At 72.2% G+C, this 20,094-nt stretch carries 18 protein-coding genes and 1 tRNA gene; 9 read left to right on the top strand and 10 right to left on the bottom strand.

The window, feature by feature from the left end:
* On the top strand, window positions 1–585 hold the full coding sequence (locus ACSQ2D_RS21485; protein ID WP_435988037.1) for an AAA family ATPase: 585 nt from the start codon (window positions 1–3) through the stop codon (window positions 583–585).
* A gap of 397 nt (window positions 586–982) precedes the next feature.
* Here the strand turns inward: ACSQ2D_RS21485 and ACSQ2D_RS21480 are convergent, their stop codons facing one another.
* Window positions 983–1,234 (bottom strand): cell division protein CrgA, encoded by a 252-nt coding sequence (locus tag ACSQ2D_RS21480; RefSeq protein ID WP_020141592.1) that lies wholly within the window; start codon window positions 1,232–1,234, stop codon window positions 983–985.
* A 406-nt stretch (window positions 1,235–1,640) separates the two neighbouring features.
* Between ACSQ2D_RS21480 and ACSQ2D_RS21475 the strand changes: the two genes are divergently transcribed.
* The 3 genes from ACSQ2D_RS21475 to ACSQ2D_RS21465 are packed head-to-tail and all read left to right on the top strand — an operon-like array spanning window position 1,641 to window position 4,023.
* Window positions 1,641–2,447 (top strand): helix-turn-helix transcriptional regulator, encoded by an 807-nt coding sequence (locus ACSQ2D_RS21475; protein WP_435988036.1) that lies wholly within the window; start codon window positions 1,641–1,643, stop codon window positions 2,445–2,447.
* Window positions 2,448–2,499: 52 nt separating this feature from the next.
* The gene (locus tag ACSQ2D_RS21470) at window positions 2,500–3,354 is read left to right on the top strand and encodes a DUF881 domain-containing protein (RefSeq protein WP_435988035.1); all 855 of its coding nucleotides are present in this window, start codon (window positions 2,500–2,502) and stop codon (window positions 3,352–3,354) included.
* Window positions 3,355–3,384: 30 nt separating this feature from the next.
* Window positions 3,385–4,023, top strand: a complete 639-nt coding sequence (locus tag ACSQ2D_RS21465; RefSeq protein WP_435988034.1) for an aminodeoxychorismate/anthranilate synthase component II — start codon at window positions 3,385–3,387, stop codon at window positions 4,021–4,023.
* Window positions 4,024–4,113: 90 nt separating this feature from the next.
* Here the strand turns inward: ACSQ2D_RS21465 and pknB are convergent, their stop codons facing one another.
* The 7 genes from pknB to ACSQ2D_RS21430 form a co-directional block, all read right to left on the bottom strand.
* Window positions 4,114–5,970 carry a Stk1 family PASTA domain-containing Ser/Thr kinase gene (gene pknB / locus ACSQ2D_RS21460; protein WP_435988033.1) on the bottom strand — a complete coding sequence of 619 codons (1,857 nt, stop codon included), beginning with the start codon at window positions 5,968–5,970 and terminating at the stop codon, window positions 4,114–4,116.
* Window positions 5,971–6,058: 88 nt separating this feature from the next.
* Window positions 6,059–7,414 (bottom strand): serine/threonine-protein kinase, encoded by a 1,356-nt coding sequence (locus ACSQ2D_RS21455; RefSeq protein WP_435988032.1) that lies wholly within the window; start codon window positions 7,412–7,414, stop codon window positions 6,059–6,061.
* Entirely contained in the window at window positions 7,411–8,871 is a 1,461-nt protein-coding gene (locus ACSQ2D_RS21450) for a peptidoglycan D,D-transpeptidase FtsI family protein (protein WP_435988031.1), read from the bottom strand. Before ACSQ2D_RS21450 ends, ACSQ2D_RS21455 begins: the two co-directional genes overlap by 4 nt.
* Entirely contained in the window at window positions 8,868–10,265 is a 1,398-nt protein-coding gene (locus ACSQ2D_RS21445) for an FtsW/RodA/SpoVE family cell cycle protein (RefSeq protein WP_435988030.1), read from the bottom strand. The genes ACSQ2D_RS21450 and ACSQ2D_RS21445 overlap by 4 nt, the downstream gene beginning before the upstream one ends.
* Window positions 10,262–11,716, bottom strand: a complete 1,455-nt coding sequence (locus ACSQ2D_RS21440) for a protein phosphatase 2C domain-containing protein (protein ID WP_435988029.1) — start codon at window positions 11,714–11,716, stop codon at window positions 10,262–10,264. Before ACSQ2D_RS21440 ends, ACSQ2D_RS21445 begins: the two co-directional genes overlap by 4 nt.
* A gap of 4 nt (window positions 11,717–11,720) precedes the next feature.
* On the bottom strand, window positions 11,721–12,296 hold the full coding sequence (locus tag ACSQ2D_RS21435) for an FHA domain-containing protein FhaB/FipA (RefSeq protein WP_435988028.1): 576 nt from the start codon (window positions 12,294–12,296) through the stop codon (window positions 11,721–11,723).
* Between the two features lie 49 nt (window positions 12,297–12,345).
* Window positions 12,346–13,128 (bottom strand): FhaA domain-containing protein, encoded by a 783-nt coding sequence (locus ACSQ2D_RS21430; protein ID WP_435988027.1) that lies wholly within the window; start codon window positions 13,126–13,128, stop codon window positions 12,346–12,348.
* A gap of 222 nt (window positions 13,129–13,350) precedes the next feature.
* On the opposite strand from ACSQ2D_RS21430, the gene ACSQ2D_RS21425 reads away from it, so the two are divergent.
* The gene (locus ACSQ2D_RS21425) at window positions 13,351–14,943 is read left to right on the top strand and encodes a hypothetical protein (RefSeq protein WP_435988026.1); all 1,593 of its coding nucleotides are present in this window, start codon (window positions 13,351–13,353) and stop codon (window positions 14,941–14,943) included.
* Window positions 14,944–14,974: 31 nt separating this feature from the next.
* A complete protein-coding gene (locus ACSQ2D_RS21420; RefSeq protein WP_435988025.1) occupies window positions 14,975–15,799 on the top strand; it encodes an NAD-dependent epimerase/dehydratase family protein in 825 nt (274 codons plus the stop codon).
* Between the two features lie 85 nt (window positions 15,800–15,884).
* On the opposite strand, the gene ACSQ2D_RS21415 is transcribed toward ACSQ2D_RS21420, so the two are convergent.
* Window positions 15,885–16,358: a MarR family winged helix-turn-helix transcriptional regulator gene (locus ACSQ2D_RS21415; RefSeq protein ID WP_435988024.1), complete on the bottom strand. Its 474-nt coding sequence runs from the start codon at window positions 16,356–16,358 to the stop codon at window positions 15,885–15,887.
* 57 nt (window positions 16,359–16,415) lie between these two features.
* Between ACSQ2D_RS21415 and ACSQ2D_RS21410 the strand changes: the two genes are divergently transcribed.
* On the top strand, window positions 16,416–18,107 hold the full coding sequence (locus ACSQ2D_RS21410; protein ID WP_435988023.1) for a DHA2 family efflux MFS transporter permease subunit: 1,692 nt from the start codon (window positions 16,416–16,418) through the stop codon (window positions 18,105–18,107).
* A 36-nt stretch (window positions 18,108–18,143) separates the two neighbouring features.
* Here ACSQ2D_RS21410 and ACSQ2D_RS21405 read toward each other — a convergent pair whose 3' ends face one another.
* Window positions 18,144–19,091 carry an NAD(P)-dependent alcohol dehydrogenase gene (locus ACSQ2D_RS21405; RefSeq protein ID WP_435988022.1) on the bottom strand — a complete coding sequence of 316 codons (948 nt, stop codon included), beginning with the start codon at window positions 19,089–19,091 and terminating at the stop codon, window positions 18,144–18,146.
* 88 nt (window positions 19,092–19,179) lie between these two features.
* Here ACSQ2D_RS21405 and ACSQ2D_RS21400 point away from each other — a divergent pair, with 88 nt between their 5' ends.
* Both ACSQ2D_RS21400 and ACSQ2D_RS21395 read left to right on the top strand, forming a co-directional pair.
* Window positions 19,180–19,833 carry a TetR/AcrR family transcriptional regulator gene (locus tag ACSQ2D_RS21400; RefSeq protein WP_435988021.1) on the top strand — a complete coding sequence of 218 codons (654 nt, stop codon included), beginning with the start codon at window positions 19,180–19,182 and terminating at the stop codon, window positions 19,831–19,833.
* Between the two features lie 56 nt (window positions 19,834–19,889).
* Window positions 19,890–19,972 (top strand) — tRNA-Leu (locus tag ACSQ2D_RS21395).
* Window positions 19,973–20,094: the final 122 nt, after the last annotated feature.

Genomic DNA, 20,094 nt, shown 5'->3' with positions numbered 1-20,094 from the left:
ATGCACCTCGTCTGCGTCACGGGTCCGCCGGCCGTCGGCAAGATGACGGTCGGCCGGGCCGTGTGCGACCTCACGGGCTTCCGGCTCTTCCACAACCACATGTCGATCGAGCCGCTGCTCGGCGTCTACGACTTCGGCACTCCGTCGTTCTCGCGGATCAACGCGATGATCCGTCGCGAGGTCATCGCCGAGTCCGTCGTCGCCGACCTGCGCGGTCTCGTCTTCACCTTCGCCATCGACCTCGATCACCCCGGTGACCTCGCGCAGCTCCGCGAGCTCGTCGAGCCGGTCGAGCGAGCCGGCGCCCCCGTCGACGTCGTCGAGCTCTACGCGCCGCAGGACGTACGGCTCGCCCGCGAGGGTGGCGCCGACCGGATGGACCACAAGCGCAGCAAGCGCGACGTCGAGTGGGCTCGCTCGCACGTCGTCGACCTCGAGTCGCGGGCCCGGTTCAGCACCGACCCGGCCCGGGACGGCGAGCAGCTGCTCGCGGGGCACCGCCACCTGCGCCTCGACAACGAGCACGGCGACGCGCGCGCGACCGCCGAGCGGGTCGTCACCGAGCTCGGCCTGCCGCGGCTCTGACCGCTTCCCTGCCTCGGCCCCCACCTCTGTCCCGCCCTCGGCCCCCACCTCTGTCCCGCCCTCGGCCCGACCGGCGTCCCCGATGCGGCCCGACGGCCTCCGGAGCCTGCTCTTCACACGCGACGGCGAGAGTTGTCCACCGGGTGTGGATAAGCCTGTGGATGTAGTTACACATATGTCATTCATCCCCAGCTGGGGACAACGGTGTGGATAAGTCCCCCGATCTGCGCTGGAGGTTGTGCACGGCCGTCATCCACAGCTGTGGACGCGGACGCAGGACGCCGGCTGTCCACAGGTGTGGACAGCCGGCGCCGGGTGGGATGTGTGCAAAAGGGCCGCCCCGTCGTCGTCGACGGGAGCGGCCCTCTGATGCGGGTGGTGCGGGGTTCAGCAGCGCTCAGCGCCACCGCATGGTCATGATGAACCCGCCCATGAGCAGGACGAAGCCCACGCCGAGGTTCCAGACCCCGATGGACCCGATGGGGTACTTGTACTCGGTCACGTAGTAGACGACGATCCACAGCAGCCCGAGGACGAGCAGCGTGATGAAGACGGGCGCCCACCAGGTGGGGTTGGGCTCGGCGGCCTTGCTCGTGCGCGGCGGGGTGTATGCCGCCGCCTTGTGGTCGCGGCCTTTGGACTCGGGCACTGCGTTCTCCTTGCTCTGAGTTGAGGCAAGGGTAACCAATGACACGCTCGGCGTCCCCGCGCATGCGTGCACGCACGGCAGTCGGGGCGGTGCCCTCGGACGGACCGGCCTGTCCGGGCTCCCACCTGCGCTCGCAGATGCCCCGCGAGAACGTCTCGAGGGGCATCCCGACGGGTGGCTCCGCGGGTGCCCACGGCGAGCGGGCGGATGCGCCCCCTGTCTGCGCCCCGCCCGCCGCCGCTCCCCACACGGTGACGGGATCGAGGATGACAGGCCGGGCGGCCGGTGTCGCCTCGGATGTTCCTCCGTTGCACGAACACGCAGTCGGGGCCGCCGGCCCGGAGTTGACCTGAGCCCGGAACCGGGCATGCTGGCAGGCAAGGACAGCAGATCAGGGGACGATGTGATGACCAGCCCGATGTCGGGTGCCGGACCGGGCCGGGACCAGGCGCACGGGCGTGGACCCTCGCTGGCCGCTGCTGCCGTCGAGCTGTCCGCCGTCGTCAACGCGCTCGCCGTCACCTCCCTGACCGGGGGCAGGACCCCCGGCTTCCGCCGGCTCGGGGTCGGGGCCGAGCAGATCGAGCGCAACCTCGCCACGGCGGTCGAGCCCGTCACCCGCCGGTCGGTCTGGTCGATCCAGCCGATCATCCACTTCGACCCCGTCGACATCAGCCGCACGACGAACGCGCGGTCGGTCGAGCGTGGCCTCAGCATGCTGACGATCACGACGGAGCGCACCCTCCGGCTCAACCCGCTGATCTCGTCCGAGAAGCCCGACCTCCAGGTGGGGCCCGCACAGTTCCAGTGCATCCTCGCCGACGAGACCACGGCGGTCGTGGCCGGACCGCTGAGCGAGCACGGCTTCTCCACCGCGTGGCTCACCACCCGGTCCGACGTCGTCGACCGCGTCCGCTCGCTGTGGCACGAGACCCTGGCCCGCTCGCGGCCCGCCGTCCCCGAGGGGACGAGCCCGCCGTTCACACCGCGCCAGTGCCTCGTCGCCCGGCGCCTCGTGGTCGGCACCAAGGACGCCGCGATCGCCCGTGAGCTCGGGGTGTCGCTGCGCACCATCGCGGCGGAGATCTCCCACCTCGTCACGCAGCTCGGAGTGCCCAACCGCGCCGCTGCCTCTCTCGCGCTGCGCGGGGGCACCCAGATCAGCGAGGTCTCCACGCACGCGCCGTACCTCCGGTCGGTCCACGAGCCGTGACGAGGCACAATGGAGGCGGCGCGGAGGGTCCGCGCGAGCGAGGACACCAGTCATGAAGGACGCCGAGCAGCCCGAGCAGGTCGAGCAGCCCGTGTCGGCGACGGCCGAGAGCGTCACCGACCCCACGGACGCCCCCGACGCCCCCGACGCTGCCGATGCTGCGGCGACCGCCTCGACCCCCCGCCGTCGGCCCCGCCTCACCTGGGGTCTGCTCGTGCCGGTCGTCATGGCCTCCGCCGGCGTCATGTTCGCGATGAGCTTCCAGACGGCGCAGGGCCGGGACCTCCGGGCCGACCGTGACCTGCCGCAGCTGATCATGGAAGGCGACTCGCGGGTCGCCGAGAAGGCCAGTGTCCTCGACGGTCTGCAGAAGGAGGTCGAGGCGCTCTCGAAGACGAACGCCCCGGCCGACGAGCACCTCTCGAGCCTGACCCGCGCCGCCGACGAGCTGGCTGCGTCAGCCGCGACGACCAAGGTGCGCGGCGCCGCCCTGGAGGTCACCCTCGACGACGCGAAGCGCACCGCCGACTCCCTGCCCGACGGCTTCAACGCCGACGACATCGTCGTGCACCAGCAGGACGTCCAGGCCGTCGTCAACGCGCTGTGGACCTCCGGCGCCGAGGCGATGATGATCCAGGACCAGCGGGTCATCTCCACGAGCGCCGTCCGCTGCGTCGGCAACACCCTCATCCTCCAGGGCCGCGTCTACGCCCCGCCCTACCGGATCACCGCCATCGGTGACGTCGACCGCATGCAGCAGGGGCTCGACGCCGACGCCTCCGTCAACATCTACAAGCAGTACGTCGACGCCGTCGGCCTCGGCTACGCCCTGCACACGCACAGCTCGATCGAGTTCCCGGCATACTCGGGCTCGGTCGACTTCCAGTACGCGTCGCCGATCCGCTGAGCGCGCCCCACCACCCCTCTGAGGCCCCGCATGACCAGTCCGACCCGCATCCTCGTCGTCGACAACTACGACAGCTTCGTCTACACGATCGTCGGCTACCTCGAGCAGCTCGGTGCCGACTGCACCGTCGTGCGCAACGACGCCGTGCCGGCGACCGACGCCGCGGCCTATGACGGCGTGCTCGTCTCGCCCGGCCCCGGGACTCCCGAGGACGCGGGTGTGTCGATGGACATCATCCGGGAGTGCGCCCGCATCGCGAAGCCGATGTTCGGCGTCTGCCTCGGGCACCAGGCGCTCGGCGTCGTCGCCGGCGCGGTCGTCGGCCGCGCGCCCGAGCTGCTCCACGGCAAGACCTCGCTCGTCCACCACGACGGCACCGGTGTCCTCGAGGGACTGCCGAGCCCTTTCACCGCGACCCGCTACCACTCGCTGACCATCGACCCGGCGACCCTGCCCGACGAGCTCGTCGCGACCGGCCGCACCGACTCGGGTCTCGTCATGGCGGTGCGCCACCGCGACCTCCCGCTGCACGGCGTGCAGTTCCATCCCGAGAGCGTCCTGACCGAGGGCGGCCACCGCATGCTCGCCAACTTCCTCGCGCTGTGCGGCGACACCGCGGCCGTGCAGCGCTCGGTGGGGCTGAGCCCCCTCGTGACCGCCGCCGTCTGACGCGACGGTCGACACGGCATACGCCACCCCGTACGACGAAGGGCCCCTCCCGCTCGGGAGGGGCCCTTCGTCGTATGCCGGGTGCTGACCTCAGGGGGTCGGCGGCGGGGTCGCGGTCCCCGTGTCGGTCGTCGTGCCCGTGTCGGTGGGCGGCGGGGGCGTCACCGTCACGGTGGCCGTCTGGTTCGGGGTGCGAGCCACCTTGACCGTGATGTCGGTGCCGAGCTTGACGACGTCGCCGGCGCGGTCGACCGAGAGCACCGAGTCGGGGTTCTTGTCGGAGTCGACCGTCTGCTTGACCGGGTTGAGGCCGGCGTTCTGCAGCGCGACCGCCGCGAGGGCCCAGTCCTGGCCGACGAGGTTGTCGGGCACCTTGACGTTGCCGGTGGCGTAGAAGATCTTGATCTTCGAGCCCTTGGCGACGACTTCCTGCGCGGCCGGCTCGGTCTTCGTCACCTTGTTCTTGTCCTGGTCCGGGGTGTTCTCCTCCTGGAAGCCGGACACGACGAAGCCCTGCTTCTCGAGCTCGGCACGGGCGTCGTCCTTGTTGAAGCCGACGACGTTCGGGACGGTCAGGTTGTCGGGGCCGGTCGAGACGACGTACTTGACGACCGACTGCTCGGCGACCCTCGACCCGGACTTCGGGTCCTGGCTGATGACCTCGCCCTCGGTGACGGTCGTGCTCGGGGCCTGCGACTTCTCACCCCGGAGGTTGTTGGTGGCCAGGGTGCGGGCCGCGACGTCCTCCTTCATCCCCTCGATCGTCGGCACGGCGACGAGGGTGACGTCCGGCGTCTGGTTGCCGAACCACGTGACGCCACCCCAGCCGACGAGCGCGAGAAGGGCGATGACGAGCCCGGTGATGAGCACCGCCTTGCCCTTGCTGCCCTTCTTGTCGTCCGGGTCCTGGTCGTCGTAGCCGACCGCCGGGAGACCCGCGGTGTTGGCGTAGCGCTCGCTGCGCGAGGTGACGGGCGCCTGCACGGCGGTCGGGGTGCCCGGCGCGGCATACGCCTGCGGGAGGGTCTGGGTGGCGGCGGCGCCGACGGCGGCCGCGGTCCCGAGGGCTGCGGCGCTGATCTGGCGGCCGAGCCGGACGTTCTCGAGGTCGTCGCGGAAGGAGGTGGCGTCCTGGTAGCGGGCCTCGCGGTCCTTGGCCAGGGCGTGCAGGGTCACGGCGTCGAGGTCACCGGCGACGGCGTCGTTGAAGACGCTCGGCGGCTGAGGCAGCTCGCCGACGTGCTGGTAGGCGATCGCGACGGGCGAGTCACCGGTGAAGGGCGGGCGGCCGGCGAGCAGCTCGAAGAGGAGGCAGCCGGTCGAGTAGAGGTCGGACCGCTCGTCGACCGTCTGGCCCTGGGCCTGCTCGGGCGAGAGGTACTGCGCGGTGCCGACGACCGACTGGGTCTGGGTCATCGTCGCGGCCGTGTCGGCGATCGCCCGGGCGATGCCGAAGTCCATGACCTTGACGTGCCCGCCGGTCGTGATCATGACGTTGGCCGGCTTGATGTCGCGGTGGACGATGCCCATCCGGTGGCTGTAGGCCAGCGCGTCGAGGATGCCTTCGGTGACGCGGATCGCCTCGGCCGGCTGGAGCTGCTGCTGGTCGGTCAGCTTCTGGCGCAGCGTCTCGCCGTCGACGTACTCCATGACGATGTAGGGCAGCGTCGTCCGCGTGCCGTTGGGGCCCTCGACGACGCTGTCGTCCTCGCCCGAGTCGAAGATCGCGACGATCGCCGGGTGGTTGAGCCCGGCGGCGGACTGCGCCTCGCGCCGGAAGCGCATGAGGAAGTTCGCGTCGCGGGCGAGATCGGAGCGGAGCATCTTGATCGCGACCTGCCGCCCGAGCCGGGTGTCGTGGCCCAGGTGGACGTCGGCCATGCCGCCGCGACCGATGAGCTCGCCGACCTCGTAGCGTCCGCCGAGGACACGGGGTGCGGTGCTCACGTCGTTGGCCTCTGCTCGTTCGGGTGCTGGGTCATCCTGGTCCACTCGTCGGGCGCCTGGATCGCGCTGATCGGGCTGGTCGGTCATGTCACTTCGCCTTGCCCTTTCCCTTGCCCTTGCCGGCGTGGGCGGGCTGCTGCTTGGTGCTCGTCTGCTTCGTGGCCGCGGCCTTCGCCGCGGTGCGGCTCGGGGTTGCCGTGATCGACCGGGTGGGTGGCCGCGAGGTGCTCGGCGAGGCGGTCGGGGTGGCCGAGGTGGCCGAGGTGGCGGCGGGCGCGGGGGCCGTCGGTCGGGCGGCCGGGCTCGCGGTGGTGCCGTTCATGACGCTGCCGAGTGCGAAGGCACCCCAGGCCACGAGCGCGACGGCCGGGACGGCGAGCCACGCCCACCGCCGGCCCACGGGGTGCTCGGGCGACGGCTCACGCCCGGGCTCGCTCCCGCCGCCACGGTGGGCGCGCGAGGTGAGCCGCCCTGCGGCGGAGACGAGTCCGGCGGCGGCACCGGCACGGGCGGCGCCGGCGGCGGCGGGCGGCGCGGTCAGGGCGCGGGTCGCCGGGCGGGCCGTGATGACCGCCGTGGCGTCGCTGCCCACGGGAGGGGGCGTGACGCCGGGGAGCGACCCGAGCGACCCGAGCGGCACGCCGGCCGCCTCGGCCACGGCGCGCGCGTCGGCCGGCCGGTCGGCGGCGGACTTGGCGAGGCACGCGTCGACGACCTCGCGCAGGTCGAGCGGCACGGTCGACGGCAGCTCGGGTGGCGGGTCGTTGACCTGGGCGATGGCCGTCGCCACGGGGGTGCCCATGTCGAACGGCTTGCGGCCGGTGATCATCTCGTGCGCCACGACGCCGAGGGAGTAGATGTCGCTCGCCGCGGTCGCCGGCTCGCCGAGGGCCTGCTCGGGGCTGATGTAGTCGGGGGTGCCGAGCACCTCGCCGGTGAGGGTGTGCCCCGACCCGTCGCCGACCCGGGCGATCCCGAAGTCGGTGAGCTTGGCCCGGCCCTCGGGGGTGACGATGATGTTGGCGGGCTTGACGTCGCGGTGCACGACGCCGGCCTCGTGGGCCGCCGACAGGGCCAGGGCCGCCTGGCCGAGCAGCGAGCGCACCTCCTCGGCCGGCATACCGCCGTCGCTCTCGCGGATGATCTCGCCCAGCGTGCGCCCCGGGACGAGCTCCATGACGAGGTATGCCGTGCCGTCGTCCTCGCCGTAGTCGAAGACGGACGCGATGTTGGGGTGGTGCAGAGCCGCACTGCCGCGGGCCTCGTCGCGGAAGCGCTCGAGGAAGGCGTCGTCCTCGGGTCCCTGCGGGCGCATGACCTTGACGGCGACGGGACGCCGGAGCACCTCGTCGGTGCCCTCCCAGACGTCGCCCATGCCGCCCGAGGCGATGGCCGTGCCCAGGGTGTAGCGACCGCCGAGGGTCGCGCCGGTGGCGAGGGTCATCGGCTCAGCACCGCCTCCATGACCTCGCGGGCGATCGGGGCGGCGACACGGCCACCGCCGACCTCGCTGCCCGTGACCCCACCGTCCTCGACGACGACGGCGACGGCGACCTTGGGGTCGGTGGCCGGTGCGAACGAGATGAACCACGCGTGCGGGGGCTTGCCGGGGTCGTGCTGGGCCGTGCCGGTCTTGCCGGCCACCTCGACGCCGTCGATCTGGGCGCGGGCGCCGCTGCCGTTGTCGACGACCGAGACCATCATCTTGGTGAGCGTCGAGGCGGTCTGCTCCGAGACGGCCTGCGAGAGCTCGACCGGGTCGGGCGTCGACTCGATGATGTCGAGGTTGGCGCTGCGGACCGACTGGATGAGGTAGGGCGTCATGACCCTGCCCTGGTTGGCGATGCCGGCCGCGACCATGGCCATCTGGAGCGGCGTCGTGCGCACGTCGTACTGGCCGATCGCGGCCTGCGCGGACTGCGGGGCGTTGAGGTCGGCCGGGACCGAGCTCACCGAGACGCGCATCGGGATCTGGAGCGCGTCGCCGAAGCCGAACTTGGCGGCCTGGGCCCGGATCTTCTCGCCGCCCAGCTCGAGGCCGAGCGAGCCGAACGCGGTGTTGCACGAGATCTCGAGCGCGTGGATGAGCGTCGTCTCGTCGTTGGGGCCGCAGGCGCGGCCGTCCTCGTTGGGCAGGTTGGTGCTCGTCAGCGGCAGGTCGAGCGAGGCGGGGCCGGGGACGGTGGAGTTCTCGTCGCTGACGACGCCGTTCTCGAGCGCGGCCGCCGCCGTGACGACCTTGAAGGTCGACCCGGGCGGGTAGACGCCGTTGATGGTGCGGTTGAGGTAGGCCTTGTCCTTGTCGTTGGACAGGGTCTGCCACGCCTTCGACGCCTTATTGAGGTCGTGGCTCGAGAGCGGGTTCGGGTCGTAGGACGGGTGGCTCACCATCGCGAGGATCGCGCCGGTCTTCGGGTCGAGGGCCACGACGGCGCCCTTGTTGTCGCCGAGGGCCTTGTCGGCCGCGGCCTGGGCCTTCGGGTCGATCGTCAGCTCGAGCGTCGCACCGGCGGTCTTGCGGCCCGTGATGAGGTCGGTCATGCGCCGCACGAACAGCGTGTCGGCGTCTCCCGAGAGCAGGTCGTCCGAGGCGTGCTCGAGCCCGTAGGGAGCGCCCACGGCATACGAGTAGAAGCCGGTCAGCTGGGCGTAGAGCTCGTCCTGGGGATAGGTGCGCAGGAAGCGGTACTGGTCCTGGACGGGCACCGACTTCGCCACGGCCTGGCCGCCGACGATGATCGAGCCGCGCTCGCGGGAGTAGCTGTCGAGCAGGGTGCGCTTGTTGGACGCCATGGCGCCCAGCGACTTCGCCTGCGTGAACTGGACGACCGTCGACGCCACGAGCAGGGCGGTGAAGAGGGCCGCGATGACGACCGACAGGCGGCGGATCGGGGTGTTCACGTCAGCCTCACCACCTGGGTGACCTCGGCCGGGGCGGGCTCGTCGGCGGCGACACCGACCGGGATCTCGGGCATCGGGCGGCGGGCCTGGTCGGAGATGCGCAGGAGCAGCGCCATGATCACCCAGTTCGCGAGGAGGGACGAGCCACCGAGCGACATGAAGGGCGTCGTGAGGCCGGTCAGCGGGATGACCCGCGTGACGCCGCCGATGACGATGAAGAGCTGGAAGGCGACGGAGAAGGACAGGCCGATCGCGAGGAGCTTGCCGAAGCCGTCACGCACACCCAGGGCGGTGCGGATGCCGCGCTCGCAGAAGATGAGGTAGAGCACGATGATCGCGACGGACCCGAAGAGGCCGAGCTCCTCACCGAGGCTCGGGAAGATGAAGTCGCTCTCGGCGAAGGACGTCAGGTAGGGCCGACCCGCGCCGAGACCGGTGCCGGTGAGGCCGCCGGAGGCCATGCCCCACAGGCCGTTGGCCAGCTGGTTGGACCGCTCGAGGTTGTCCTGCGAGAACGGGTCGAGCCAGAGGTCGACGCGCTTCTGGAAGTGCGTGAAGGCCGACAGGGCGAAGGCGACCGCCGCCGCGAAGAGCATCAGGCCGATCGCGATCCACGAGACGCGCTCGGTGGCGACGTAGAGCATCGCGACGAAGAGACCGAAGAAGAGCAGGGCCGAGCCGAGGTCCTTCTGGAAGACGAGCACGAGCAGGGCGAGCACCCACGCGACGAGGATCGGGCCGAGGTCGCGCCCGCGCGGGAAGGTGAAGCCCAGGACCTTCTTGCCCGCGAGGGAGAGCACGTCGCGGGTCTGCACGAGGTAGCCGGCGAAGAAGATGGCGAGGGCGATCTTGGCGAACTCGCCGGGCTGGAAGTTGAGCGGGCCGATGGAGATCCAGATCTGCGAGCCGTTGATGGTCCGGCCGATGCCGGGCACGAGCGGCAGCAGGAGCAGGACGAAGCCGACGGCCATCGTCACGTAGGTGTAGCGGCGCAGCAGCCGGTGGTCACGCAGCAGGAAGAGGACGGCGACGGCGAGGGCCACGGCGAGCGTCGTCCAGATGATCTGGCGGTAGGCGTCGCCGTCGGTGCCGAGCTTGCCCCGGGCGAGGTCGAGGCGGTGGATCATGACGAGCCCGAGCCCGTTGAGCACGGTGGTGATCGGCAGGAGCACGGGGTCGGCGTAGGCCGCCTTCCAGCGCAGCACGAGGTGCACCGCGAGCACGAGCGCCGTGAAGCCGCCGGCGATCGGGATGATGTTGGCCGGCACGGTGCCGTTGCGGTTGAGGTCGGTCGTGACCCAGGCGAGCAGGACGATGCCGATCGCGAGGATCAGCAGCAGCAGCTCGGATCCGCGGCGCGTCCGGGGGGTCAGGGGCTCGACGGTGGTCGTCACGCGTGGACCCCCGGCGCGTTCGCGGGACGCACGGCGGGCGCGGCCACGGGCGGAGGGGTCGTGATCGACGTGTTCGGGCGCAGCGTCGACCGGGGGGTCGGCAGCGTCGACGTGCTCGGGCCGGGCGTCGTCGGCGTGGGCGAGGTCGTCGGCGGCATCGTGGGCACGGGCGTCGGGGTCGGCGACGTGCCGCAGGGCGTGCCGGTCGCGGCGAGCTGCTGGCAGCGCTCCGCCTCGGTCCGCAGCGCCGTGACCTTGACGAGGGCGTCGGCGAGGTCACGGGCGGTGATCGTGTTGGCGACGGACGCCTGGACGTCGCTCGGCAGGTCGGAGACGAGGACGTCGGACGGCGACTCGACGTGGGAGAGGCTGATCGGTCCGAGGTCCTGGGAGACGCCGCGGTAGATCGCGACGTGCGCTCCGTCCGCTGCGACGTAGTACTGCTTCTGCGACCAGGCCCACGCGGCGTACCCGCCGGCGCCGAGGATGGCCGCGACGACGATGACGCCGACGGTGCGCAGCACGATCTTGGAGCGCCGCGAGCGCGCGGGGTCCTCGGCGAGCTCGAGGGAGTCGTCGTCGGGCTCGGCGCGGCCGGTGGCCTCGCGCGACAGGGCCGCAGCCTTCTCGGCGGGGCTCGTCGGGATCGCCCGCGTGCGGCCCCGCATCCGCTTGCCGGCAGCGCCCACGACCTGCGGCACCGTGGAGGGGAGGTCGTCGCCGTCGGCGTCGACGACCTCGGCGACGATGACCGTGACGTTGTCGCGCGTGCTGGCCTTGAGGGCGACCTCGATGCAGCGGTCGGCGGCCTCGTCGGGCGTGCGCGCCTCGCGGACGATCTCCTCGATGACGTCGGCGCCGACGAAGTCGGACAAACCGTCCGAGCAGAGCAGGAAGCGGTCGCCGATCTTCGCCTCGCGCAGGGAGGTGTCGGGCTCGTCGTCGGGCTGCCCGGTCATGACGCGCGTCACGACGGAGCGCTGCGGGTGGTGGCCGGCGTCCTCCTTGGAGATGCGGCCCTCGTCGATGAGCTGCTGGACGAAGGAGTGGTCCTTCGTGATCTGCGAGAAGGTGTCACCGCGCAGCATGAACGCGCGCGAGTCACCGATGTGCGCCATGGCGAGCTTGTTGCCGGTGCGGAGCATGACGATGGTCGTGCTGCCCATGCCGGCGAGGTCGGCGTTCTCGCGCATCGCCTTGGTGAGCTTGGCGTTCGCGGCGTGCAGCGCCTCCTCGAGGAGCGGGATCGCCTGGTCGGCGGTGACGTCCTCCTCGTCGAGCGGGGCGAGCTCGCCGACGATCATCGAGCTGGCGACGTCGCCCGCGGCGTGGCCGCCCATGCCGTCGGCGAGGACGAGCAGGTTGGGCCCGGCATACCCCGAGTCCTCGTTGCGGGACTTGGGTCCCAGTCCGAGGTCGGAGCGCGCGGCATAGCGCAGGGCGATGGCCATCCGGTCAGCCTCGCAGTTCGAGGACGGTCTTGCCGATCCGCAGGGTGGTGCCGATCTCGACGGGGCGCGACCCGGTCAGGCGGTCGCGACCGATGAAGGTGCCGTTGGTCGAGCCGAGGTCCTCGACGACCCAGCCGTCGCGGGCCGACGGGTCGGGATGGATGCGGCAGTGGCGGCCCGAGGCGTAGTCGTCGTCGAGGACGAGGGCGCACTCGGGGTTGCGGCCGATGAGGATGCCGCCGCTGCGCAGGGGCAGCGACGTGCCGGTCAAGGGGCCCTCGGTGACGACGAGCGTCGTCGGGCTGCCCTTGCCACGACCCCGCCCCTTGCGGGCGACCGGCTCGGGGGTGACGGCGGCGGCACCCGCCGCGCCGGCACCGACGGCCGCCGGGGTCGGCGTACGCCGCGCGGTGGCCTTGCGGTCCTGCTTCTCGGCCTGCTTGAGCGCCTTGCGCTGGCCGCGGCGGCTCACGGCGGTGCCGTAGATGTCGGTGCGCAGCACGCCGACGACGCTGAAGATGAAGATCCACAGCAGCGCGAGCAGACCCAGCCGCAGCAGGGTCAGGGTGAGTTCACTCATGCGTCACCAGATGTCATCACCGGAGGGCCGTCCAAGGGGGTCATCGCGATCACCGGCGCCCGGCGCGGAACGTCGCGGACGTCCGGCCGATCGTGAGGCGGTCGCCGTCCTGGAGCCGCTGGCTCGAGACGCGCTCGCCGTTGACGAAGGTGCCGTTGGTGGAGTTGAGGTCGCGGATCGAGCTCACGAGGTGGGGCCCGTCGGTGGTGACGCGGATCTCGCTGTGGCGGCGGGACACCCCGGGGTCGTCGATGACGATGTCGGCGGTCTCGTCGCGGCCGAGCGTCGTGAGGCTGCCGAGGAGGGGGTAGCGGTCGCCGCCGATGTCGAGCCACGGGCGGGCCGAGGGGTTGGACCGCGGCGCCGGCCGGTGCACCGGGGCCTCCTCGATGGCCGTGCCGTTGGTGGTCTGCGGACGCGCTGCGGGCACCGGCTCGCGGCCGGCGGGCTCGCGCCCGGCCTGCTTGGCGGTGGCGGGGCGCACGCGGAAGACGCCGGTCTCGAGGCCCTCGCCCTCGACGAGCGCGACCTCGAGGGGGCCGCCGGGCTGGTAGCCCTGCGAGTCGGCGTGCTCCTGCGCCGCAGCGACGAGGTCGTCGGAGAGGTCGTCCTCGTAGTCGCCGAGCCGCTCGTAGTCGGTCTGGCTCAGCTCGATCGTGTAGAGGTTGGGCACCATAGCCCGGCCGTGCCCGAGCAGCGCGGCCCGGTCGTCCATGGCCCGGCGGATGGCCGACGCGATCTCGACGGGCTGCACCTCGGACTTGAACGCCTTGGCGAAGGCACCGTGGACAGCCTTGGCGAGACCGTGCTCGACACGGTTGATGATTCCCACGCCGTCTCCTCCTCCTTGGTGAGCGCTCCTGTCGGGCGCTTCATCGTAACCGGGTCAGCACCCGCAGCCCCCAACCGACAGTCGGCGCGGGGTGCCGCGAAACGTCCGTTCCGGCCCCGAGGGGCACGGTCGGCGGGTTTGATGTGCGGCGGAAGCATGGGACGATCACACGGGGTCCCGCGGCGGGTCCCCGCACGTGGTTAGGCCAGCAAGGAGCGCTCGATGAGCAAGGACGACACCGGAAACACCGAGAGCCAGGGCATCCCCGGCTTCTCGGCGAACAACTCCATCCCGGGTGGTTTCGCCCTTCCCATCCCGACGGCGACCGCCGGCGCGGCCCAGCCCGACGAGGCTCCGGCCGACCCGTGGAGCTCGACGTGGGAGGACACCTCCTGGCAGTCCGGCGACACCGGAGCCATCCCGACCGTCGCCGCAGACGACTCGGGCTCGGCATCCAACGACTGGACCGACTCCTATCAGTACGGCGGTGACAGCGCCGCCCACGACCCCGCCGACCGCAACGGCCACGCCCTGAACGGCTCGGCGACGAGCGCCTCGGACGCGTCCGAGGCCTCGGGTTCGACGAACTCGTGGACCGACTGGCAGCCCTCCGACCCCGGCACCGCCGACTGGTCCGCCACGACCAGTGACGAGCCGGAGGAGACGTACACCGGGTGGACGCCCGCCGGTGCGAGCCTCGCGGACTACGCGGCGGGCACCGTCCCCGGTCCGGCGGCGTCGGCCACGACCGACCACACCGCAGCACAGCAGGCGTATGCCGCCCGGCCGGCCGTCGACCCCGACGTGGCCGCCGCGGCCGCCGAGCTCGGTCACGACCTCGACACCGCCGACCCGTCCTACGACCTGACCCCCGCGCCGCGGACCGGCAACTCCGACCGCCCGAGCGCCGAGGACCTCATCACGGCCCGCTCGAAGGGCGAGCGCCAGAAGGTCAAGGCCAACTCGGGCCTGCGCAAGGCGTTCGGCCTCGGTCCGAGCGTCAAGGAGATGCTCGAGCGCGACCGCATCGACCGCATCGCGCGTCCGCTCAACGGCCGCAAGACGATCATGGTCATCAACACCAAGGGCGGCGGCGGCAAGACCCTCGTCACCCTGATGCTCGCGAGCTACCTCGGCCGCTACCGCTCGGGCTCGGTGCTCGCGTGGGACAACAACGAGACCGAGGGCACCCTCGGCATGCGCGCGCCGTCGCAGAGCCACCACCGCACGGTCGTCGACCTGCTCGGCGCCCTGCCGACGATCGCCAACGACCCCAACGCCGGCACGTCCGAGCTCGAGCACTGGGTGCGCGAGCAGCGGGGCCTCAGCTTCGACGTGCTGGCCTCGGCCGACGACGACGAGGCGATGCGCATCATCGGCGAGTCGGAGTTCGAGAACCTCCACACGCAGCTCTCGCGCTTCTACCGGATGATCGTCGTCGACACCGGCAACAACCGTCTGTCGCCGAACTGGCTCGCGGCCGCCGCCCGCGCCGACATGCTCGTCTTCGCGACCTCGCTCAAGGACGACACGTCGGTCGTCGCGGCCAAGAACCTCGACGCGCTCGTCGCGATGGGCCGGGGCGACCTCGTGCGCAACGCCGTCTGCGTCATCTCGCACACGTCGGCCAAGGGCAACGACGTCGGCGCCGGCGTGCACACCCGTGAGCACTTCGAGCAGTGGGTGCGCGCGGTCGTCGACATCCCCTACGACCCGATGCTCGCGCCGGGTCTGCACCTCGACCCGCTGAAGATCAGCCGCAAGACGCACGAGTCGTGCATGGAGATGGCTGCCGTCGTCGTCGACGGCCTCTGACGCTCGTCGCCCGCTCGGGGAGGCTGCTGACGTGGCCCTCATCGCGCTGACCGGGGCAGCCGGGCGCATCGCGACCGCGCTGCGCCCGCGGCTGCGCGCCGCCGGCCACCGGCTCGTCCTCTGCGAGGGCGTCGGGGTGGTCGTGAGCGACGTCGACGCCGCGACGGAGCGGGCCGTGGAGTGCGACCTGCGCGACGTCGACCGCCACGTGGAGGCGTTCGCCGGGGCCGACCTCGTCGTGCACCTGGGCGCCCACTCCGACGAGCGGGCCTGGGCCGACATCCTCGCCATCAACATCGACGGCACGCACGCGGTGTGCGAGGCGGCGCAGCGCGCCGGGGTGGGCCGGATGCTCCTCGCGAGCTCGGTGCACGCCGCCGGCTACGTGCCCGTGGACTCGCCGGCGTGCCGTGAGGGCATGCCGCTCCCGGCACCCGACACGTACTACGGCGTCAGCAAGGCGGCGCTCGAGGCGCTCGGCGGGTTGTATGCCGGCCGCTTCGGGATGACGGTCGTCAGCGCCCGGATCATGACCTTCGACGACGCGCCGGGTGGCCCGCGCTCGCTCCAGTCGTGGCTCTCGCCCGACGACATGACGCGGCTCGTGCTCGCGACGCTGACGACGCAGGCGGGCGGCCACCACGTCGTGTGGGGCGTCTCGCGCAACACCCGCCGCCGGGTCGACCTGGCGCCGGGTCTCGCGATCGGCTTCGACCCGCAGGACGATGCCGAGGCGTGTGCCGCGGGCGTCGAGCGGCGCGACCCGAGCCGTCCGCCCGGGGTGCTCGGCGGCGGGTTCGCCGACGCGGCATACCTGCTCGGGGTGCCGCACGGCGGCACCCGGGACCGCTCCTGAGGAGCCTCCGCGTCGTCGTGTGCGTGATGGCGCGGCGTGCGCTGGCGTGGTCAGCCCACCGGAGGCAGCACCGTCGGGCGTTCCGTCAGCCGTCGTCGGTGGCGAACCGGTGGTACGCCTCGGTCGCGGCCTGCAGGTAGCGGTGGATGGCGTCGCGCTCCTCGGACGTGAACTCCCCCGTCAGGGCGTCGAGCCCGTCGAGGAGGGTGCGCAGCTGGCCCCGCACCTCGCTGGCCGCGGAGGCGGTGGGCACGAGCCGCACCCGCCTCCGGTCGGCGGTGTCGCGCTCGCGGAGCAGGTGGCCGGCGGCCTCGAGCCGGTCGACGACGTCGGTCATGGCGGCCGGGGTGATGCCGAGCCGGGTGCTCAGCTCGCGCGGTCCGAGCCGTCCGTCCGACGCGGCGACGTGGCTCATCGCGGACAGGTCGGTCGGGTGCATCTGCATCCGGCGGGCCAGGGCGCCGCTGGCCTCGGCCTGGGCGGCCCCGAGCGCCCGCAGGGCCCACGTCTCGGGCTGGTGCGCGCGCGGTGGCGTGCTCTCCGGGGGTGGGATTGCCATGCGGAGATGATACTGCTTCCATATGTTTAGACGATCTAAACATCTCTGGGAGGACGCATGGACCAGCAGGCGACCGTGGCACGCGGTGGGGCCCGCCGACGATGGTTCGGGCTCGTCGCGATCAGCATCGCGGTGGCGCTCATCATCGTCGACTCGACGATCGTCAACGTCGCCGTGCCCTACATCGTCGAGGACCTCGGCCTCACGTCGTCCCAGGTGCAGTGGGTGCAGGAGTCCTACACGCTCGTCTTCGCCGCGACCCTGCTCATCTGGGGCACGGTCGCCGACCGCATCGGGCGCCGGCGCATGCTCCTCATCGGCGTCGTCGTCTTCGTCGCGGCGTCGGTCCTGGCGGCCGTCGCCGGCTCGGGCGACGCGCTCATCGGCGCACGCATCATCCAGGGCTTCGGCGGCGCGATGATCCTGCCGACGACGCTGTCGCTCATCAACGCCGGCTTCACCGGTCGGGAGCGCGGCATCGCCTTCGCGGTGTGGGGCTCGACCATCGGCGGCATGGTCGCCGTCGGGCCGCTCCTCGGCGGCTGGCTCACCACCTCGTTCTCCTGGCGCTGGGCCTTCGGGATCAACGTGCCCATCGGCCTGATCATCGTCGTCGGGGTGCTGCTCTTCGTCGACGAGTCGCGGTCGGGGCGGCGTGAGCGCATCGACGTCGTGGGTGCGCTCCTGTCGGCCGTCACCTTCGCGACGCTCGCCTTCGGGCTCATCGAGGGGCGCACCTACGGATGGTGGAGCCTGACCAAGCCGTTCGAGCTCGGCCCGTGGACGTGGCTGAGCGGCCCGTCGCCCGTGCCGGTGGCCTTCGCGGTGACCCTCGTGGCCGGGACGGTGTTCGTCGTGCGGACCCTGCGCCGCACGGCTGCCGGACGGCCGACGCTCTTCCGCTTCGACCTCTTCGGCATCCGGTCGTTCCGCAACGGCAACATCGCCGCGATGATCGTCAGCCTCGGCGAGTTCGGCATCGTGCTGTCCCTGCCGCTCTGGCTGCAGAACGTCCTCGGCTACACCGCCTTCCAGACGGGCGTCGTCCTGCTGGCGCTCGCCATCGGGTCCTTCGCCGCGAGCGGCCTCGTCACCGTGCTCAGCGCCCGCCTCACGCCGGCCGCGATCGTGCGGATCGGCATCGTCGCCGAGATCGCCGGCATCGCCGGGCTCGGCCTGGTCATCGGGCCCACGACGTCGTGGGTCGCCGTGGCGCCGTGCCTCTTCGTCTACGGCTTCGGCGTCGGACTCGCGACGGCGCAGCTGACCGGTGTCGTCCTCGTCGACGTGCCGGTCGAGCGCAGCGGTGAGGGCTCGGGTCTGCAGTCCACGGCGCGCCAGGTCGGCTCGGCCCTCGGCATCGCGATCCTCGGCACGGTGCTCTTCACCACCGCGGGAGTGCGTCTGGACGCCGGCCTCGCCGACCTCGGGGTGCCGCCGGCGGCCCGCACGGCCGTCGTCGACGCGGTCGTCGAGAGCGCCGGCGGCGCCATCCCCGGCCTGTCCGAGGACCCGCGCACGGCTGCGGCCGCCCCGGTCGCGGAGCAGGCCTTCTCCGACGCGACGCGGTATGCCGCCTTCACCGCGGCCGGCTTCCTCGTCCTCGGCCTGCTCGCGACCCTCTCGCTCGGTGACTCCGGCGGTGGCCGTCACCGTGAGGGGTATGCCGGTGAGCGCGGCCCCGCGGCCGGGCGACGTGAGCCGGATGCCGTGGACGCGCCCGACGCGGACACGCCGGCGGTCCCGTAACGCAGCACGCGGCATACGCCGTCCGAGCGGTGGGGTTCAGGGGCGGACGATGATGTTGCCGACCTTGTGGCCGGAGTCGACGCGGGCGTGGGCGGCGGCGACGTCGTCGAGAGGGACGGTGCGGTCGACGACGACCCGGAGGGTGCCGGCGGCGACGAGGTCGAGCAGCAGCGACCAGTCCGCGGGGCGCTCGGGAGCCGAGCCGCTGCGGACGTTGCCGCGCGACGTGACGGTCTGCCAGAGGTCGGCGACGGCGAGCAGCAGGACGCCGTCGGGCGTCAGCAGTCGGCGGCCCGACGCGGGATCCAGCGTGCCCACGGTGTCGAGCACGACGTCGTAGCGCTCGTCGAGCTGCGCCAACGGCGTGCGCGTGTAGTCGACGACGTGGTCGGCGCCGAGCTCACGGACGAGCGCGACGTTGGCGGTGCTCGTGACCCCGGTGACCTCGGCCCCGAAGTGGCGAGCGAGCTGGACGGCGTTGGAGCCGACGGCACCCGAGGCGCCGTTGACGAGCACGGTGCGTCCCGGGCCGACGGAGGCGCGGTCGCGCAGGAAGTGCAGCGCGGTCGTCCCGCCGAAGAGGACGCCGGCCGCGTCCTCGTGCGACACCTGGGGCGGTGTGCGCACGACGCGCGTCGCCGGGGTCGCGACGAGCTCGGCGTGGGTGCCGAGGCGCAGGCCGGTCATGCCGCACACCGCGTCTCCCGGCGCGAGGTCGGTGACGTCCGGGCCGACCGACTCGACCACACCGGAGAACGTGCCGCCGAGGATGCTGCGCCGTGGCCGCCGGAGGCCGAAGAGCACCCGGGCGACCGGGGCGAAGCCGCGGGGGAAGCGGGCGGCCCGGATCCGCGCGTCGGCCGCCGTGACCGCGGCGGCGTGCACCCGGACGACCACCTCGCCGGCGCGGGGCCGTGGCGCGGCGACCTCCGCGACGTGCACGACGTCCGGTGCGCCGTACCGCTGCACCACTGCTGCCCTCATGACATCTCCCTTACACCCGTAAGTCTCTGTGGTCGGTACGGTAGCCTTACGGGCGTAAGTCCGCAAGAGCCGAATGGACGGGGAGCCCGTGACCGAGCGACGACCGCTGAGCCGTGAGCGCATCGTGACCGCGGCGGCCGCCGTCGCCGACCGCAGTGGGCTCGCAGGCGTGAGCATGCGGTCGGTCGGCAAGGAGCTCGGCGCGGAGGCGATGTCGCTCTACCACCACGTGGCGGGCAAGGACGACCTGCTCGACGGCCTCGCCGACTGGGTCTTCACGTGCATCGAGCTGCCCGGGCTCGACGACCCGTGGCGACCGGCGATGCGCGAGCGGGCCGTGTCGTCGCGGGCGGCGCTGTCGGCGCACCCCTGGGCCCTCGGCCTCGTCGAGTCGCGGCGCAACCCGGGACCGGCGCTGCTCCGGCACCACGACACCGTGCTCGGGTGCCTCCGACGCGGCGGCTTCTCGGTGGCGCTCGCCGCCCACGCCTTCTCGGTCATCGACGCGTACGTCTACGGCTTCGTCCTCACCGAGCTCAACCTGCCGATGCAGACGGGTGAGCAGGCGGACGAGCTCGTCGTCGAGCTGGGGATCCCGGCGGAGGACTACCCGCACCTGACGGAGATGATCGCCGAGCAGGTGATGGGCCGCGACTACTCCTACGCCGACGAGTTCGACTTCGGCCTCGACCTCGTCCTCGACGGGCTCGAGGCGGCGCTCGCGGAGGCGGCGGCCGGGTGACCGTGGGCCCGGTTTGGCGATAGCGGGCCTCATACAGCACACTGTCTGCTTGTCACGCGCGAGTGGCGGAATGGCAGACGCGCTGGCTTCAGGTGCCAGTGTCCGAAAGGGCGTGGGGGTTCAAATCCCCCCTCGCGCACGCGTGAAGACGAGGGCCCCGACCCATGTGGTCGGGGCCCTTCGTGCTGTCCGGGGCCCTCGTCTTCACGCGTACCTGAAGCAGGCGGGATTTGGGAGGACGGCCGAGCGCCAGCGAGGGAG

Source organism: Terrabacter sp. LjRoot27, from assembly GCF_964254175.1.
Lineage (GTDB): Bacteria > Actinomycetota > Actinomycetes > Actinomycetales > Dermatophilaceae > Terrabacter.
The sequence above is the reverse complement of the archived record's forward strand: the minus strand, read 5'-3'. Positions and strand labels throughout refer to the sequence as shown.

Coding starts and splice junctions, on each gene's coding strand:
- ACSQ2D_RS21440 (WP_435988029.1), bottom strand. CDS start 11,716: ATGGCCATCGCCCTGCGCTATGCCGCGCGCTCCGACCTCGGACTGGGA.
- ACSQ2D_RS21415 (WP_435988024.1), bottom strand. CDS start 16,358: ATGGCAATCCCACCCCCGGAGAGCACGCCACCGCGCGCGCACCAGCCC.
- ACSQ2D_RS21410 (WP_435988023.1), top strand. CDS start 16,416: ATGGACCAGCAGGCGACCGTGGCACGCGGTGGGGCCCGCCGACGATGG.
- ACSQ2D_RS21465 (WP_435988034.1), top strand. CDS start 3,385: ATGACCAGTCCGACCCGCATCCTCGTCGTCGACAACTACGACAGCTTC.
- ACSQ2D_RS21485 (WP_435988037.1), top strand. CDS start 1: ATGCACCTCGTCTGCGTCACGGGTCCGCCGGCCGTCGGCAAGATGACG.
- ACSQ2D_RS21405 (WP_435988022.1), bottom strand. CDS start 19,091: ATGAGGGCAGCAGTGGTGCAGCGGTACGGCGCACCGGACGTCGTGCAC.
- ACSQ2D_RS21455 (WP_435988032.1), bottom strand. CDS start 7,414: ATGACCCTCGCCACCGGCGCGACCCTCGGCGGTCGCTACACCCTGGGC.
- ACSQ2D_RS21425 (WP_435988026.1), top strand. CDS start 13,351: ATGAGCAAGGACGACACCGGAAACACCGAGAGCCAGGGCATCCCCGGC.
- ACSQ2D_RS21475 (WP_435988036.1), top strand. CDS start 1,641: ATGACCAGCCCGATGTCGGGTGCCGGACCGGGCCGGGACCAGGCGCAC.
- ACSQ2D_RS21435 (WP_435988028.1), bottom strand. CDS start 12,296: ATGAGTGAACTCACCCTGACCCTGCTGCGGCTGGGTCTGCTCGCGCTG.
- ACSQ2D_RS21470 (WP_435988035.1), top strand. CDS start 2,500: ATGAAGGACGCCGAGCAGCCCGAGCAGGTCGAGCAGCCCGTGTCGGCG.